The sequence below is a fragment of the Kribbella sp. VKM Ac-2571 genome (assembly GCF_004362255.1).
GTDB lineage: Bacteria > Actinomycetota > Actinomycetes > Propionibacteriales > Kribbellaceae > Kribbella > Kribbella pratensis.
The window spans coordinates 184,999-199,140 of sequence record NZ_SNWS01000016.1 but is presented as its reverse complement, the minus strand read 5'-3'; the positions used below and the strand labels follow the sequence as shown (position 1 = coordinate 199,140).

14 protein-coding genes are annotated in these 14,142 nt (G+C 67.1%); 8 read left to right on the top strand and 6 right to left on the bottom strand.

Translation table 11 applies throughout. The features are described 5' to 3' along the window. The first annotated feature begins 18 nt into the window (after positions 1 to 18). Positions 19 to 1,110, top strand: coding sequence for a branched-chain amino acid aminotransferase (locus EV651_RS31045; RefSeq protein WP_133788802.1), 1,092 nt, complete (start codon positions 19 to 21; stop codon positions 1,108 to 1,110). A 41-nt stretch (positions 1,111 to 1,151) separates the two neighbouring features. On the opposite strand, the gene EV651_RS31040 is transcribed toward EV651_RS31045, so the two are convergent. Next, complete coding sequence (locus tag EV651_RS31040) at positions 1,152 to 1,634, bottom strand: hypothetical protein (RefSeq protein ID WP_133788801.1); 483 nt, start codon at positions 1,632 to 1,634, stop codon at positions 1,152 to 1,154. A gap of 106 nt (positions 1,635 to 1,740) precedes the next feature. Between EV651_RS31040 and EV651_RS31035 the strand changes: the two genes are divergently transcribed. The 5 genes from EV651_RS31035 (at position 1,741) to EV651_RS31015 (ending at position 5,048) form a co-directional block, all read left to right on the top strand. Continuing rightward, on the top strand, positions 1,741 to 2,139 hold the full coding sequence (locus EV651_RS31035) for a hypothetical protein (RefSeq protein WP_133788800.1): 399 nt from the start codon (positions 1,741 to 1,743) through the stop codon (positions 2,137 to 2,139). A gap of 236 nt (positions 2,140 to 2,375) precedes the next feature. Beyond that, on the top strand, positions 2,376 to 3,965 hold the full coding sequence (gene cimA, locus EV651_RS31030) for a citramalate synthase (protein ID WP_133788799.1): 1,590 nt from the start codon (positions 2,376 to 2,378) through the stop codon (positions 3,963 to 3,965). Then, a complete protein-coding gene (locus EV651_RS31025) occupies positions 3,962 to 4,198 on the top strand; it encodes a hypothetical protein (RefSeq protein WP_133788798.1) in 237 nt (78 codons plus the stop codon). The genes cimA and EV651_RS31025 overlap by 4 nt, the downstream gene beginning before the upstream one ends. Positions 4,199 to 4,386: 188 nt before the next feature. Beyond that, the gene (locus EV651_RS42030) at positions 4,387 to 4,563 is read left to right on the top strand and encodes a hypothetical protein (RefSeq protein WP_202870587.1); all 177 of its coding nucleotides are present in this window, start codon (positions 4,387 to 4,389) and stop codon (positions 4,561 to 4,563) included. After that, on the top strand, positions 4,560 to 5,048 hold the full coding sequence (locus EV651_RS31015) for an isochorismatase family protein (RefSeq protein ID WP_238157296.1): 489 nt from the start codon (positions 4,560 to 4,562) through the stop codon (positions 5,046 to 5,048). Before EV651_RS42030 ends, EV651_RS31015 begins: the two co-directional genes overlap by 4 nt. 169 nt (positions 5,049 to 5,217) lie before the next feature. On the opposite strand, the gene EV651_RS31010 is transcribed toward EV651_RS31015, so the two are convergent. The 4 genes from EV651_RS31010 to EV651_RS30995 form a co-directional block, all read right to left on the bottom strand. After that, on the bottom strand, positions 5,218 to 6,264 hold the full coding sequence (locus tag EV651_RS31010; protein ID WP_370353652.1) for a ribonucleotide-diphosphate reductase subunit beta: 1,047 nt from the start codon (positions 6,262 to 6,264) through the stop codon (positions 5,218 to 5,220). After that, positions 6,255 to 10,220: a ribonucleoside-diphosphate reductase subunit alpha gene (locus EV651_RS42660; RefSeq protein ID WP_370353639.1), complete on the bottom strand. Its 3,966-nt coding sequence runs from the start codon at positions 10,218 to 10,220 to the stop codon at positions 6,255 to 6,257. Before EV651_RS42660 ends, EV651_RS31010 begins: the two co-directional genes overlap by 10 nt. Before the next feature lie 282 nt (positions 10,221 to 10,502). Next, complete coding sequence (locus EV651_RS31000; protein ID WP_133788795.1) at positions 10,503 to 11,084, bottom strand: DinB family protein; 582 nt, start codon at positions 11,082 to 11,084, stop codon at positions 10,503 to 10,505. A 69-nt stretch (positions 11,085 to 11,153) separates the two neighbouring features. Continuing rightward, entirely contained in the window at positions 11,154 to 12,419 is a 1,266-nt protein-coding gene (locus tag EV651_RS30995) for a Fic family protein (protein ID WP_133788794.1), read from the bottom strand. An 88-nt stretch (positions 12,420 to 12,507) separates the two neighbouring features. Here EV651_RS30995 and EV651_RS30990 point away from each other — a divergent pair, with 88 nt between their 5' ends. Both EV651_RS30990 and EV651_RS30985 read left to right on the top strand, forming a co-directional pair. After that, entirely contained in the window at positions 12,508 to 13,332 is an 825-nt protein-coding gene (locus EV651_RS30990) for a class I SAM-dependent methyltransferase (protein WP_133788793.1), read from the top strand. Then, positions 13,329 to 13,955 (top strand): class I SAM-dependent methyltransferase, encoded by a 627-nt coding sequence (locus tag EV651_RS30985; protein ID WP_166658846.1) that lies wholly within the window; start codon positions 13,329 to 13,331, stop codon positions 13,953 to 13,955. The genes EV651_RS30990 and EV651_RS30985 overlap by 4 nt, the downstream gene beginning before the upstream one ends. Here EV651_RS30985 and EV651_RS30980 read toward each other — a convergent pair. After that, positions 13,942 to 14,136, bottom strand: coding sequence for a hypothetical protein (locus EV651_RS30980; RefSeq protein ID WP_131346816.1), 195 nt, complete (start codon positions 14,134 to 14,136; stop codon positions 13,942 to 13,944). The two genes, EV651_RS30985 and EV651_RS30980, sit on opposite strands and share 14 nt — an antisense overlap. Between the last annotated feature and the right edge of the window lie 6 nt (positions 14,137 to 14,142).

Below are 14,142 nucleotides of genomic sequence, written 5' to 3'. Positions count from 1 at the left end.
GCGAAGCGAGGTTTCGGCATGAGCGCCGATCTGCAGTTCACCGTTGAGCCAAACACCCAACCGGCCAGCGACGACCAGCGCGCCCAGATCCTGGCGAACCCGGGATTCGGGCAGTACTTCTCCGACCACATGGCGATCGCCACCTGGACGGCCGAGAAGGGCTGGCACGACGCACGGATCACCGCCTTCGGACCGCTGGAGCTGTCTCCCGCGACCTCGGTGTTCCACTACGCCCAGACGATTTTCGAAGGGATGAAGGCCTACCGGCATCCCGACGACTCGATCCACCTGTTCCGCCCCGAGGCGAACGCGATCCGGTTCCAGCGGTCCGCGCACCGGCTCGCGCTGCCGGAGCTGCCGGTCGCGGCGTTCCTCGACTCGCTGCACAAGCTGGTCGAGATCGACCGGGCCTGGGTTCCGGGTGGCGGCGAGACGTCGCTGTACCTGCGGCCGTTCATGTTCGGCTCGGACCCGTTCCTCGGCGTCCGCCCGTCGGCCCAGGTCACGTACTGCGCGATCGCGTCGCCGGCCGGGTCGTACTTCGCGAACGGCGTGAAGCCGGTCCGGATCTGGCTGAGCGAGGAGTACACCCGCGCGGCCCCCGGCGGCACCGGCGCGGCGAAGACCGGTGGTAACTACGCCTCCTCGCTGCTGGCCCAGGCCGAGGCGATCGAGCAGGGCTGCGACCAGGTTGCGTTCCTGGACGCGGTCGACAAGAAGTGGGTCGAGGAGCTCGGCGGGATGAACCTGTACTTCGTCCTCGACGACAACTCCGTCGTCACACCGGAGCTGTCCGGCACGATCCTCGAGGGCGTCACCCGGGACTCGATCCTGAAGCTGGTCACCGACCTCGGCTACCACGTCACCGAGCGCAAGGTCTCGATCGACGAGTGGCGTGAGGGCGCGGTCTCCGGCAAGGTGCGCGAGGTGTTCGCCTGCGGCACCGCCGCGGTCGTCACCCCGGTCGCCTCGCTGAAGTGGAAGGGCGGCGAGACCCAGATCGGCGACGGCAACGGCGGCCCGGTCACCGCAGCCGTCCGCACCGCCCTCCTCGACGTCCAGTACGGCCGGGCGGCAGACCCGCACGGCTGGATGACCCGCATCTCCTGAAGCAGGTGACGAAGGCCCGACGATCTATCGCCGGGCCTTCGTCATGACCGGAGCCTGGTCTGGAACCAGCCGATGTGGTTGATGACGGCCAGCAGCAACCACAGTCCTAGCGCGAGGATCGGCGCCCCGGTCCAGCTGATGTCGGTGTGTCGACTCCCATCCGGCTTCAGCAGCATGATCACGATCGTGTCCACGAGCCCGGCGTACGCACAGATGAAGGCGGCAAGCCTCGTCGGCGTCGCCAGTGCGACCAGAACAAGGACGACGTACGCGATGAACAAGAGGTTGGCGGCGCTGCCGAGGATCGTGGCGTCGCGGGCCATGCCGAATCCGGTGTACAGGTGGGGGCTGCTGCGGCTGTACTCCCGGGTCAGCCAGGTCGGCGTGAGCGTGACCAGCACCGCAAGCGCGGTGGAGTAACCCAGCAGCTGGAACCGCAGCCGTTGCAGGGGATCCCGTTCGCCCTGCGGTGGCAACGGAGCCTTCAGGACGTTCAGGTCGACCTGGTCGTCGGGCTCACTCACTTGATGGTTCCTATCTCTCCGGCGGATGTTTCACAGGATCTTTTCAGGTCTGGGGGCTGGACCGGTGGTCGCTGTGCACAGGTTCGGTTCGGTAGGGTCTGGCGGCATGAGCGGCTTCCCGGATGACGTCGAGGGGTACTACGCGGAGCTGGCCGAGCGTCGGGGATGGTCCGCCGAGACGTCCGCCGCGATCCGGGCGACGGTCGAGCTGATTAGGGATCTGGACCGTGGGACGGCGTCGCGGACGTACGGCGCTGCTGTCGACGACTACGGCACCGACTGGCTCTACGAGGCGGTCTGGCACGAGCGGGAGTGGGTCGTCGTCCGCCAGCTGGGGATGGGGGAGGACGGCGAGGTACGACGGTACTGGTGGCAGCGCCTCGAGGACGACGAGGGGATGCTCACCGACCAGTCCCTCGACCGCGAGGAGTGGGGCCTGCGCCCGCTCACCCGCGAAGACTTCTACACCGCCTGGGACGATCCAGGCTGGTCCCTCAGTGCCTGATCTTTGGGCCTGAACTCCAGTACGCCTCCGCGTACTGAATGTTCGTGATGCGAGACGGGGGCGTCATGGTCCGGACATTGTGTGGCAGACTGCGAAACGTCATGAAGCACTATCGGGTGATTATTTCCTAGGCGCGCTCGGCAAGCTGTACCCGAGCGCGCAGACCTCTCGCACCTTGCGGGAGGTTTTTTGTTTGCCCGTATCGACGCCGCACATCCTCCGGAAGGCCGACCCCCATGACTATCTCGGACGATTTCCACGTGTACGACACCACTCTGCGCGACGGAGCGCAGCAGGAGGGTCTGGCGCTGTCCGTGGCCGACAAGATCGCCATCGCGCAGTACCTGGACGAGCTAGGGGTCGGCTTCATCGAGGGTGGCTGGCCGGGCGCCGTACCCAAGGACACCGAGTTCTTCGAGCGGGCGAAGACCGAGCTGCACCTGCGGCACGCGACGTTCGCGGCCTTCGGTGCGACCTGCAAGCCGGAGGCCGTGGCCGCCGACGACCCGCAGGTCGCGGCGCTGCGGGAGTCCGGCGCCGGCGTCGTCACACTCGTTGCCAAGAGCCACGACGCGCACGTCGAACGGGCTTTGCGGACGACGCTCGACGAGAACCTCCGGATGGTCGCCGACACCGTCCGGCACCTACGGGAGAACGGCCAGCGAGTCTTCCTCGACACCGAACATTTCTTCGACGGCTACCGGGCGAACCGCGCGTACGCGCTCGAGGTCGTACGAGTAGCCACCGAGGCCGGCGCCGACGTCGTCGCCCTGTGCGACACCAACGGCGGCACGTTGCCCCGGGAGCTCCAGGACGTCGTCCGCGACGTACTCGAATCGACCGGAGCCAGGCTCGGCATCCACTGTCACAACGACGCCGGCTGCGCGGTGGCGAACACGATCGCCGCCGTCGAGGCCGGCGTCACGCACGTCCAGGGCACGATCAACGGGTACGGCGAACGCACCGGTAACGCCGACCTGCTGGCGATCGTCGCCAACCTCGAACTCAAGCGTGACCTGAAGCTGCTCCCGGAGGGCAAGCTCGCCGAGTCGTTCCGGCTCGCGCACGCGATCGCCGAGGTGACGAACGTGCCGCCGTCGACCCGGCAGCCGTACGTCGGAGTGTCCGCGTTCGCCCACAAGGCGGGCCTGCACGCCAGCGCGATCAAGGTGGACCCGGATCTCTACCAGCACACGGATCCGGCGAAGGTCGGCAACGACATGCGGATGCTGGTGTCCGAGATGGCGGGCCGGGCGAGCGTCGAGCTGAAGGGTCGGGAGCTCGGGTTCGACCTCGGCAGGGACCGCGAGCTGGTCAGCCGGGTGACCGATCGAGTGAAGGAGATGGAGGCGCGCGGATACACGTTCGAGGCCGCGGACGCGTCGTTCTCGCTGCTGCTGACCGAAGAGGTGACCGGCGAGCGGGCGTCCTTCTTCGACGTCGAGTCCTGGCGCGTGATCACCGAGTCGCGCGCCGACGGCGAGGCCGTGTCGGAGTCGACGGTGAAGCTGGTCGCGGGCGGCGAGCGGGAGATCGTCACGGGCGAGGGCAACGGCCCGGTCAACGCGCTCGACCACGCACTGCGGACCGCGATCGAGCGCGCGTACCCGGTGGTGAACAAGTTCGAGCTGGTCGACTACAAGGTCCGCATCCTCGACCAGGGACACGGGACCGACGCGGTGATCAGAGTGCTGATCGAGACCGCTGACGGCGAGGGCTCGTGGGTGACGGTCGGGGTCGGCCACAACATCGTCGAGGCGTCCTGGGAGGCCCTGGTCGACGGCTACACGTTCGGCCTCCTGCGCCACAAGGAGGTCGTGCGATGAGTCTCCTCGCCGTCGAGCGAACGATGACGGTCTTCACCGCCGAGGTGGTCGAGACGACCGGTCTGCTGGCGCGGATCGCCGTACTGCTCAATCCGTACGACGTCCGCGAGCTCGCCCTGTCGCTGGACCGGGGCGAGCTGCGGGTCGTCGTCGAGGGCAACGGTTTCGACGCCGGGCGGGTCGCCGCCCGCCTGAACAAGGTGATCGGCGTCCTCGACGTCACGTACTCCTGAGCAGGTCGAGCGCCAGCGCGGCGGTCCACGAGAAGTCCCGGGCCCCGCGCGCTTGCCCGCCGAAGGGATCGACGTTCCTGACCCAACGCTCGTACGACGTTGTCGGTGAAGCCGATCGACAACCTGCTGCTCGACCCGGGCCGGATCCAGGCGATCGGGCGGTCCCAGCCGAAGGTGTTCATGCCCCAGTGGTTGACCACGCCGAGGTCCGGGCGACCAGCGTCGCCGGGAACGGGTACACGCCGAGGAACAGCGCGCTCACCTCGCGCCGCCCAGTGAACCTCAGCCGGCTCACGGCGTACGCGCCCGGGATGGCGACGCTGTCGCCCTACTGCCCGGTGCGCCGCATTCCACCGCGGACGTGATCGGCAAGACCGTCGAGCTCGCCGACGCCTTCCGTAAGCACGACCTTCCGGTTGTCCTCGTCCGGGTCAGCTTCGCCGCCGACGGTGGCGACCGGCTGCCCGGCCGGACTGAGCAGCCGGCCCGCTCCGGGGGAGGGACGCCGCCGGCCGGGGCGGACCAGATCGGGGATCAGTTGGCCGGTCATGCCGAGGACATCGTCGTGACGAAACGCAACTGGGGCGCGTTCCACGGCACCGACCTCGATGTGCAGCTGCGTCGGCGCGGCATCACGCAGATCGTGCTGACCGGCGTGGCCACCAGTATCGGCGTGGAGTCGACCGCGCGAGCGGCGTACGAGCACGGCTACCACGTCACCCTCGCCACCGACGCGATGACCGACCTGTCCGCCTCCGCCCACGAGAACTCGCTCAACTGGATCTTCCCGCGCCTGGGCGAGACCGCTCGGCAGCAGACATCCTCACGCTCCTCGGCTGAGCGCGGTTAGATTTCGGCGGACTTGCACGACCCAGGTCGCGGTCACGCAGTCGACTTCATCCGCAAGCACGACCCGACGAACTGACGGGTCTGATCGAGCTGGCGGGAGGCCCGCGGGGCGGCGAGTTGCGCCGCGGGCCTCCCGGTCGGTGATGGGCCTGTGGCGGGCCCGGATCGGGTCAGTCCCAGCTGAGGCCGCTGGAGGACTGGTACTCGATGACGCGGGTTTCGAAGAAGTTCTTCTCCTTCTTCAGGTCCATCACCTCTGACATCCATCCGAAGGGGTTCCGCGTTTCACCGAAAATCGGTTCGATACCGATTTGTTCTGCTCTGCGGTCCGTGACGAAGTGCATGTACTGCTCGCAGAGGTCTGCGGTCAGGCCGAGCATGCCGTTGGGCATGGTCGCACGGCCGTAGGCGACTTCGAGCTCGCACGCCTCGGTGAGCATCTGCCGGACCTCGGCCTGGAACGCCGTCGTCCACAGGTGCGGGTTCTCCTGTTTGATCTGGTTGATGCAGTCGATTCCGAAGTTCAGGTGGATCGACTCATCGCGCAGGATGTACTGGTACTGCTCGGCGATCCCGACCATCTTGTTCCGCCGGCCGAGCGACAGGATCTGGGCGAAGCCGGTGTAGAACCACATCCCCTCGAACACCACATAGAACGCGATGAGGTCGCGGAGGAACGCCGTGTCCGCTTCCGGCGTACCGGTGCGGAAATCCGGGTCTTCCAAATGTTGTGTGTACTTCAGGGCCCACGCGTCCTTGTCGGAGATCGACGGCACCTCGCGGTACATGTTGAACAGCTCGCCCTCGTCGAGACCGAGCGACGTGCAGATGTACTGGAAGGTGTGCGTGTGCACGGCCTCCTCGAACGCCTGGCGGAGCAGGTACTGCCGGCACTCAGGGTTGCTCAGCTGGCGGTAGACGGCGAGGACGATGTTGTTCGCGACCAGGGACTCCGCGGTGGCGAAGAACCCGAGGTTCCGCTTCAGCATCAGGCGCTCGTCGTCGGTCAGACCGTCACATGACTTCCACAGCGAGATATCGGCCTGCATCGAGACCTCGGTGGGCATCCAGTGGTTGTTGCAGGCGGCAAGGTATTTCTCCCAGGCCCACGTGTACTTCAAGGGCAGCAGTTGGTTCACGTCCGCGCGCGAGTTGATCATCGCCTTGTCGGCGACGTCGACGCGCGCGGCACCGATCGAAAGGGCGCTCACTGGCAGGCCTCGCAGTCAGGGTCGTCGATCGAGCAGACCGCTCCGGTAGGTTCAGGGACGGCTACGGGTACGGCGTTGAGCCGGCCGTCGGTGCCCTTCAGTGTGGATTTCTCGACATGGGTCGCTGACTGGGAACGCAGGTAATAAGTCGTCTTGAGGCCATAACGCCAAGCTGACCGGTAAAGCTCGTCGAGCGCCCGGCCGGACGGCTTCGCCATGTAGAGGTTCAGCGACTGCGCCTGGTCGATCCACTTCTGCCGCCGCGACGCGGCCTTCACCAGCCAGAGTGGGTCGATCTCGAACGCCGTCGCGTACAGCTCGCGCAGATCTGTGGGGATCCGCTCGATCCCCGCGACCACGCCGTCGTGGTACTTCAGGTCCGACACCATCACCTCGTCCCACAACCCGCGCGCCTTCAGATCGGCGACCAGGTACGGGTTGGCGACGGTGAACTCGCCCGACATGTTCGACTTCACGAACAGGTTGCTGTACGTCGGCTCGATCGACTGGCTCACGCCGCAGATGTTGGAGATCGTCGCGGTCGGCGCGATCGCCATCACGTTGGAGTTCCGCATGCCGTCACGCAGGACCTTCGCGCGCAGACCGTCCCAGTCGAGCTGGGTACCGCGGTCGACGATCATGTCACTGTCGCGCGCGGTGTGCAGCAGGTCGAGCGAGTCGATCGGCAGGATCCCGAGGCTCCACAGCGATCCGTCGTACGACGAGTACCGGCCGCGCTCGGCCGCGAGCTCACTGGACGCCTCGATCGCGTGGTAGCTGATCTGCTCCATCGAGCGGTCCGCGAACTCGACCGCGGCGTCGGACGCGTACGGGATCCGCAACGTGAACAACGCGTCGGCGAACCCCATCAGGCCGAGGCCGACCGGGCGGTGCCGCTGGTTGGCCCGCTCCGATTCCGGAGTGGTGTAGAAGTTCACGTCGATCACGTTGTCGAGCATTCGCACCGCGGTCTTCACGGTGTCGCGGAGCAGGTCCGCGTCCAGACCGTCATCGGTCAGATGGGCGACCAGGTTGACCGAGCCGAGGTTGCAGACCGCCGTCTCCTCGCTGGTCGTGTTCAGCGTGATCTCGGTGCACAGGTTCGACGAGTGGACGACGCCGTCGTGCTGCTGCGGCGAGCGCAGATTGCAGGCGTCCTTGAACGTGATCCACGGGTGCCCGGTCTCGAACAACACGGTCAGCATCCGCCGCCACAGGTCAACAGCCTTGACCCGCTTGAACACCCGGATCTCACCACGATCCGCAGCCGCCTCGTATTTCACGTACGCCTCGGCGAACGCAGCGCCGCACAGATCGTGCAGATCCGGCACCTCGTCGGGGGAGAACAACGTCCACTCCGCACCGGCCTCCACGCGCTGCAGAAACAGATCCGGCACCCAGTTGGCCGTGTTCATGTCATGCGTACGCCGCCGCTCGTCGCCGGTGTTCTTCCGCAGATCGAGAAACTCCTCGACGTCGATATGCCACGTCTCTAGATACGCACACACCGCACCTTTACGTTTTCCTCCGTTGTGAGCCAAGCCGGCGACAGTCATGTAGGACTCGTCGACGTCGACCTCGAGGTCATGGACGACCGGAACCGCCGGGATCGCGCGGACCTCGCGTACGCGAGAGAAGACCATGCCTTGGTGCGAGATCCAGTTGAGCTTCCGGATCGGGGTGACTCCGAACAGTTCGGCGATTCCCGGGACAGCGGGAATGCGGACATCGAATGTGTGTACAGGTTTCGAGAAGGCGATCTCCGATCCGTCCGAGCGTCGGCCAACGTGTTCGCCTTCCCGCAGTCGGTACTGTCCTGCCGTCGGAACTCCGAGCCGAAGCATCTGATAGCGCAGACCTGCGGCGAGACCTTTGGAGGTGCTGGTGAAGTAGATCTCCTTTCCGCATGAGATCCCGCCGTCGGTCTCGAGGAGACCGCGGACGAGTTCGCGCGTCTGACTTAGCGGAAGGTGCGCGAATCGAGGCGCGATGCGTTTCGAGTGGGCCTCGTCGTACAGATCGTCGCGTGTGAACGGAAGGGTTGCCTCGCCTGGCCCTGTTATGCGGCCGGTGATCGGGTCGCGCCGGGGACCGCGTCCGGAGGCCCAGCGGACCTGCGCGTATGTGTCTCCACGGCCCGTTTCCCAGAAGTGGATCCCTCGTGCTGCGAGGTAAGCGCGAACGAAGTGCAGATGCGTGTCACGCTCCGGATTGCCGGACACGCCCCACTCGCTACTGTCGTTAGATGCGTGGCCATCGCCGAGCAGGATGCCGTACAGGCGGGCGTCATCGTCGGTCAGCCCACGCACCGGCGCGATCTCCTCAGGCACCACCTGGCCTATGTAGTCACCCCGACTGAGCATCCCTGCTTCGACCCAGCCGGGCGTGACCTTCCCCTTGCTGATCCATTGGAGCGTGCGCTCGTTGCTCTGCTCCATCGGAACGCCCTGCATTGCATAGAACGGATGCCCGGAGGTGACGATTAGCGGGTCGATCGAGTGCTTGACGTCGACCTCCACCATCGGACCGTCTTGGTCGTACGTGAATGTCTTCGTTACTTCGCGATATCGACCACTCGCACCGAGAACCAGATCGCCGACCTTGACGTCACGGATTTGTGTGGGGCCTGTTGCGGTGTACAGGAGAGTCTCAGGTGCGAAGCACTGATTCACAGCAACGGCGGTGTCGTTGGCGATCTTCAGGAACGGTACGACGCCCTGGGACTCGCCGTTCGTGCCGCGGATGTGGGCGCCGATGCCGCGCACCGGGGTCCAGTCGTTGCCGAGGCCGCCGGAGTACTTGGCGAGCAGGGCGTTGTTGCGGATGCCGGTGAAGATGCCGGACAGGTCGTCCTCGACAGTGGTCAGGAAGCACGACGACAGCTGCGGCCGGGTGGTGCCGGAGTTGAACAGCGTCGGTGTCGACGACATGAAGCGAAACGAGCTGAGCAGTTCGTAGAACGCGATCGCCCGCGCCTCGCGGTCGTCCTCGCGCAGCGCCATGCCCATCGCGACCCGCAGGAAGAACGCCTGCGGCAACTCGTACCGCACCTTGTCGAGGTGCAGCAGGTACCGGTCGTAGAGCGTCTGCAGGCTGAGGAACGTGAAGCTCAGATCGGCCTCGGGCTTGATCGCCGCGGCGAGCCGGTCGAGATCGAAGCGGCCGAGCTCGGGGTCGAGCTGCCCGGCCTCGATGCCGAGTTGGATGTAGCGCGGGAAGTAGTCGAGGTACGCCGTGGTCATGTCGGCCTGACTCGCCTGCCGCGGCTCGCTGTGGACGCGGCCCAGCGCCTCGCGACGGATCTGGTCCAGCAGCAGGCGGGACGCGGCGAAGCTGTACTGCGGCTCGGTCTCGACGTACGACCGCGCGGCCATCACCAGCGCGAGCTCGACCTCGTGCTGCACGATGCCGTCGTAGCAGGCGCCGAGGGTTTCGTTCAGGATGAGTTCGGGGTCGACCGCGTCGAGACCGGTGGCGGCTTCGGCGACGATCACGCGGAGCCGGTCGACGTCGAGCGGGGACCGGCTGCCGTCGGCCGCGCGGACGGTCAGCGCCGGCTTCTCGGTGACGCCGGCCGGGTCGGCGGGGGTGCGGGCCTTGGTCCGCTCCTCGCGGTACAGCACGTAGGCGCGGGCGACCTGGTGCTCGCCGGCGCGCATCAGCGCCAGCTCGACCTGGTCCTGGATGTCCTCGACCTGCACGCTGCGGCGCGTGTCACCGCGGCTGGTCAGGGTCGTGACGACCCGGCCGGTCAGGTCGGCGACCAGGTCACGGACCCGGTGGGTGGTCCCCGCGTCGGCGCCCTCGACGGCGAGGAACGCCTTCGTCACGGCGACGGAGATCTTGGTGGCGTCGAACGGCGTACTGCTGCCGTCGCGGCGGATGACGGTGAGCTCGGTTCGAACCTCCCCCGTTGAGGAAGCAGGAGGTGAGGAAGCAACAGATGAGGAAGCAATGGTCACAGGTGTGCGCTCCAGAAGAGTTCGGGGACCCGGGACCACGCGAGCGGGCGCATGACGGGACCGGCGGCACCGGCCGGGAACACTGCCGTCACGCCCGGCGACCCACCCGCGAGATCTCGGACCGCGTGCACCGGCGGTACACGCGCCGGTGGCAGGCGACCACAACATGTTGTGTTGCCGATCGCTACGATCCACCAGTGGTAGTGATGCTAGGCGGATCGCTCTAGATCTTGTGGTAGCGCCACGCCGCGTGTCGCACATCTTGTGGTCCTCGCCCTCGAATCACGCGGCGACCGCATAGAGGTCCTGGAGCGTCATGATCTCCGAGCCGTGATGGATCAGCTCGCGATTCAGTCGCAGGACGACATGGCCGAACGGCTCGGCGGCGTCCAGTTCGTTGGCCTGACTGAGGCCGATCGTCATCGCGGCGTCCTCGTCCAGGCCGGCGATCGCGTCCTGCCAGGCCTCGACCCAGTAGGTCAGCCAGGCGACCGCGTCCCGGGCGTTGCCGTGCAGCGTGATGTCGGCCCGCCCCTGCCGGCTCTCGCCGAACGTCCACTCCCAGCGCTCGAAGAACATCTCGGTCAGATGTGCGATCAGCCAGGCGATCGTCCGCGGTCCGCGATGGTCCGGCTCGTCCGGCCACTGCGCGACCCACTCGCCCGATCCGAGCGGCCGGAATCGCCCCGTGTAGTGCCGCCGTACGACGGTGAGTGCCTCACTGCTCGGCCGCCAGAAGTACTGCTCGTCGGTCAACTGGGCGAGCCGCCCGGACAGCACCATCCAGCTGAAACCGAGCTGGCCGCGGACCATCGCCATCGCCGACGGCCGGTGCAGGATGTCCCAGTCGAACGCCTCCGGCATCACAACTCCCCTGTACGATCGAACATGTGTTCGAATTCTTGCTCGATCGCGACCGGAAAGTCAAACCCCCTAGCGTGTCGGTTCTGGCCTCGCGGGGACCGGTCTGCTAGGCGCCTGGATCCGCGTGTCCGCGGCCGGGCTCGCGAAGCGACGCTCCAGCAACGTGAAGGCGTCGATCAGTTCGGGCGCCTCGTAGACGCGGTTCCGGCGCCCGTCGGTGATCTCGCGAAGGATGCCTGTCTCGACCAGCCGGGCGAGACCCTGGTTCGCGGCCTGCTGGGACCGGTCGATGAGCTGTGCCGCGGCCGCGAGGGTCAGGACCGGTGCGGCAGGCAGTGCCTCGATCAGGAGTTCGGCCGCGGAGCCGGCGCGGACCGGCGCCGCGCGTTCCCGCCATTCGGCCTTGAGGTCTGCGGCGCTCCGTTCGAAGCGCGCGGCTTCGGCGGTCGCGTGCGTGCAGGCCTTCGCGAACATCCGCAGCCACGGGTTCGCGGCCGCGCGGGCCTTCGCGGTCGTCGCGCGTCCGACGTACCGGAAGGCGGTCAGTGTCTCGACGTACTCCGCGGCGTGGGTCGCGAGCGAGAGCGAGACCGGTGGCACGGTGCGCGTGATCAGGCCGTCGGCGCGCAGGATCAGGTGGATCAGCGCGCGCCCGGTCCGGCCGTTGCCGTCGGCGAACGGGTGGATCGTCTCGAACTGCGCGTGCGCGATCGCGGCCTTCGCCAGCACCGGCAGCCCGGACTCGCGGACGAACGTCATCAGGTCCGCCAGTAGCTCGGGGATGAGCTGCGCCGGCGGCGGCACGTAGTACGCCTCGGCGGGTGAGCGACCGCCGATCCAGTTCTGCAGGTAGCGGATCTCGCCGCCGTACTCCGGGTGCGGCGACTGCGCCATCAACCGGCGATGCGCCTCGAGCAGATGGTCGACCTCGAGCTTCTCCCCGGCCTGGACGGACTCGGTCACCCACGTCATCGCGTCGACCGCGCCGAGCACTTCCTCGGCGGTCACGTCGCTGGTGCGATCTCGCAGTACGTCGGCCTTCAGCAACCTGCGCGCGCCGACGACGAGTCCCTCGATGTGCGACGAACCGACCGCTTCGGCGCGCAGCAGCAACCGCGCCAGCGCCTCGCTGTTCGTCAGCACGGCGGCAGTCGCGTCCAGGCGGGCCAGATCGCCGGCGGCGTCCTCGAGCACTGCGAGTACGTCGTCGGACAGGTCGAACGCACGCCCGACCAGCGGGTCGGGGAAATACAGCTCGTACGACCCGCCCAGGCGCTCCGCCCGGGTGAACCCGTCGGGGTGCCCGGGCCAGCGGTGCAACTCAACCCTGGCCATACTCTTATTCAAGCTTATCCACAAACCTTGAACAAGGTCTGTGGATAAACAACCTGGATTGAACCCGGCGATGGAGAGACTGCTGGTTGTGACTCTCGACGCTGAGACGCAGCAGATGGTGGCCGCCAACCAGGCCGACTGGAACGCACGGGCGCCGCTGCACGCGGCGAGCGAGTTCTACGACCGGCCCGCGGAGTTCTGGTTCGCCGACTACGAGTGGGAGGACCTCGGTCCGCTCGACGGTCGCGACGTACTGCATCTGCAGTGTCACCTGGGAACCGAGACGATCGAGTTCGCGCGGCGGGGTGCGCGGACCAGCGGACTCGACCTGTCCGAGAAGTCGCTGGAGGCCGCGCGGCGGATCGCGGTGGAGGCTGGCGTCGAGGTCGACTACGTGCACGCCAATGTGTACGACGCCTTGGACGCGGTCGACGGACGGCAGTTCGACATCGTCTACACCGGCAAGGGCGCGCTCTGTTACCTGCCCGAGCTGAAGCAGTGGGCCGAGGTCGTCCGCGACCTGCTCAAGCCCGGCGGCGTCCTCTACATCGTCGAGTTCCACCCGCTGCTCAACGCGCTCCGCGAGGTCTCGCTGCCCGGCGAGTCCGAAGACCTGGTTCTTCGCGCCGACTACCTGGAGGGTCGCGGCCCGATCGCTCACGACTCCACCGTCACCTACACCGGCGACGAAGTCCCCGGCCGGCAGACCAGCTACGAATGGCGCCACGGCCTCGGCGAAATCACCACGACACTCGCCGACGCAGGCTTCCAACTCACCAGCCTCCGCGAGTCCGAGGTACTCCCATGGCCCCGCTGGCCCTCGATGCAACAAACCCCCAACGGCTGGTGGCGCCTCCCGGACACCGCGCCTCGTATCCCACTTCTCTTCGCCTTGAAGGTCACGAAGCCATGAGCCGCGCAGAACGCGAGCAGGACCTCATCACCTACTACTCCAACGAGATCCAGGATCGTGTCGAGCGTGACCTCCCCGAGCCGCGAGTGACCCGGCGTACGGCGTACCTCGACCAACTGCGCGCCGAAGGCCGCAACACGGTCCTCGAGCTCGGCTGCGGTCCCGGCCGCGACGGAGAAGCGATCGCGGCGGCCGGGTTCAGCTACACCGGTGTGGACCTGTCGCCGGCCAGTGTGGAGGCCTGCCGGGAGCTGGGGCTTCACGCCGAGGTGGCGTCGGTGCTCGACCTGCCGTTCGACGACGCGACGTTCGATGCAGGCTGGACGATGAGCACGTTGCTGCACGTCGCCGACGAAGATCTCGACCAAGCGCTGCAGGAGATCATCCGGGTACTGCGCCCAGGAGCGCCACTGGCTGTCGGACTCTGGGGTGACGTCAGCGCACACGAACACGTCTGGGAGGACGGCAAGGGCTACGGTCCCGGCCGGTTCTTCAGCATCCGCAGCGACGAGGGACTGCGCGAGGTCCTCGGCCGGTACGGCGCGGTGGAGCAGTGGACGACCTGGGACGACGACCGCGTCATGCACTACCAGTGGGCAGTGCTGCGAGTCAGCGCTTCCTAGGCCCGCGGATTGCGACGTACAGCAAGGAAACGCCGAGGGCCGCGACGATCGGGCCGACGGTCGCCCACAGGGTGCTGCCGGTCATCGAGCTGCCTTTGAGGTACCCGAGGCCTTGCAGCGTCCAGACCCCACCGATCGCGACGAGCAGTACGGCGAACGCGATGGCGACGATCTTTCCCATGCAGGG

Excerpts from the sequence above, each read along its gene's own strand:
- EV651_RS30980 (WP_131346816.1), bottom strand. The coding sequence starts at position 14,136 with ATGGGAAAGATCGTCGCCATCGCGTTCGCCGTACTGCTCGTCGCGATC.
- cimA (WP_133788799.1), top strand. The coding sequence starts at position 2,376 with ATGACTATCTCGGACGATTTCCACGTGTACGACACCACTCTGCGCGAC.
- EV651_RS31025 (WP_133788798.1), top strand. The coding sequence starts at position 3,962 with ATGAGTCTCCTCGCCGTCGAGCGAACGATGACGGTCTTCACCGCCGAG.
- EV651_RS31035 (WP_133788800.1), top strand. The coding sequence starts at position 1,741 with ATGAGCGGCTTCCCGGATGACGTCGAGGGGTACTACGCGGAGCTGGCC.
- EV651_RS30985 (WP_166658846.1), top strand. The coding sequence starts at position 13,329 with ATGAGCCGCGCAGAACGCGAGCAGGACCTCATCACCTACTACTCCAAC.
- EV651_RS30995 (WP_133788794.1), bottom strand. The coding sequence starts at position 12,419 with ATGGCCAGGGTTGAGTTGCACCGCTGGCCCGGGCACCCCGACGGGTTC.
- EV651_RS31000 (WP_133788795.1), bottom strand. The coding sequence starts at position 11,084 with ATGCCGGAGGCGTTCGACTGGGACATCCTGCACCGGCCGTCGGCGATG.
- EV651_RS31045 (WP_133788802.1), top strand. The coding sequence starts at position 19 with ATGAGCGCCGATCTGCAGTTCACCGTTGAGCCAAACACCCAACCGGCC.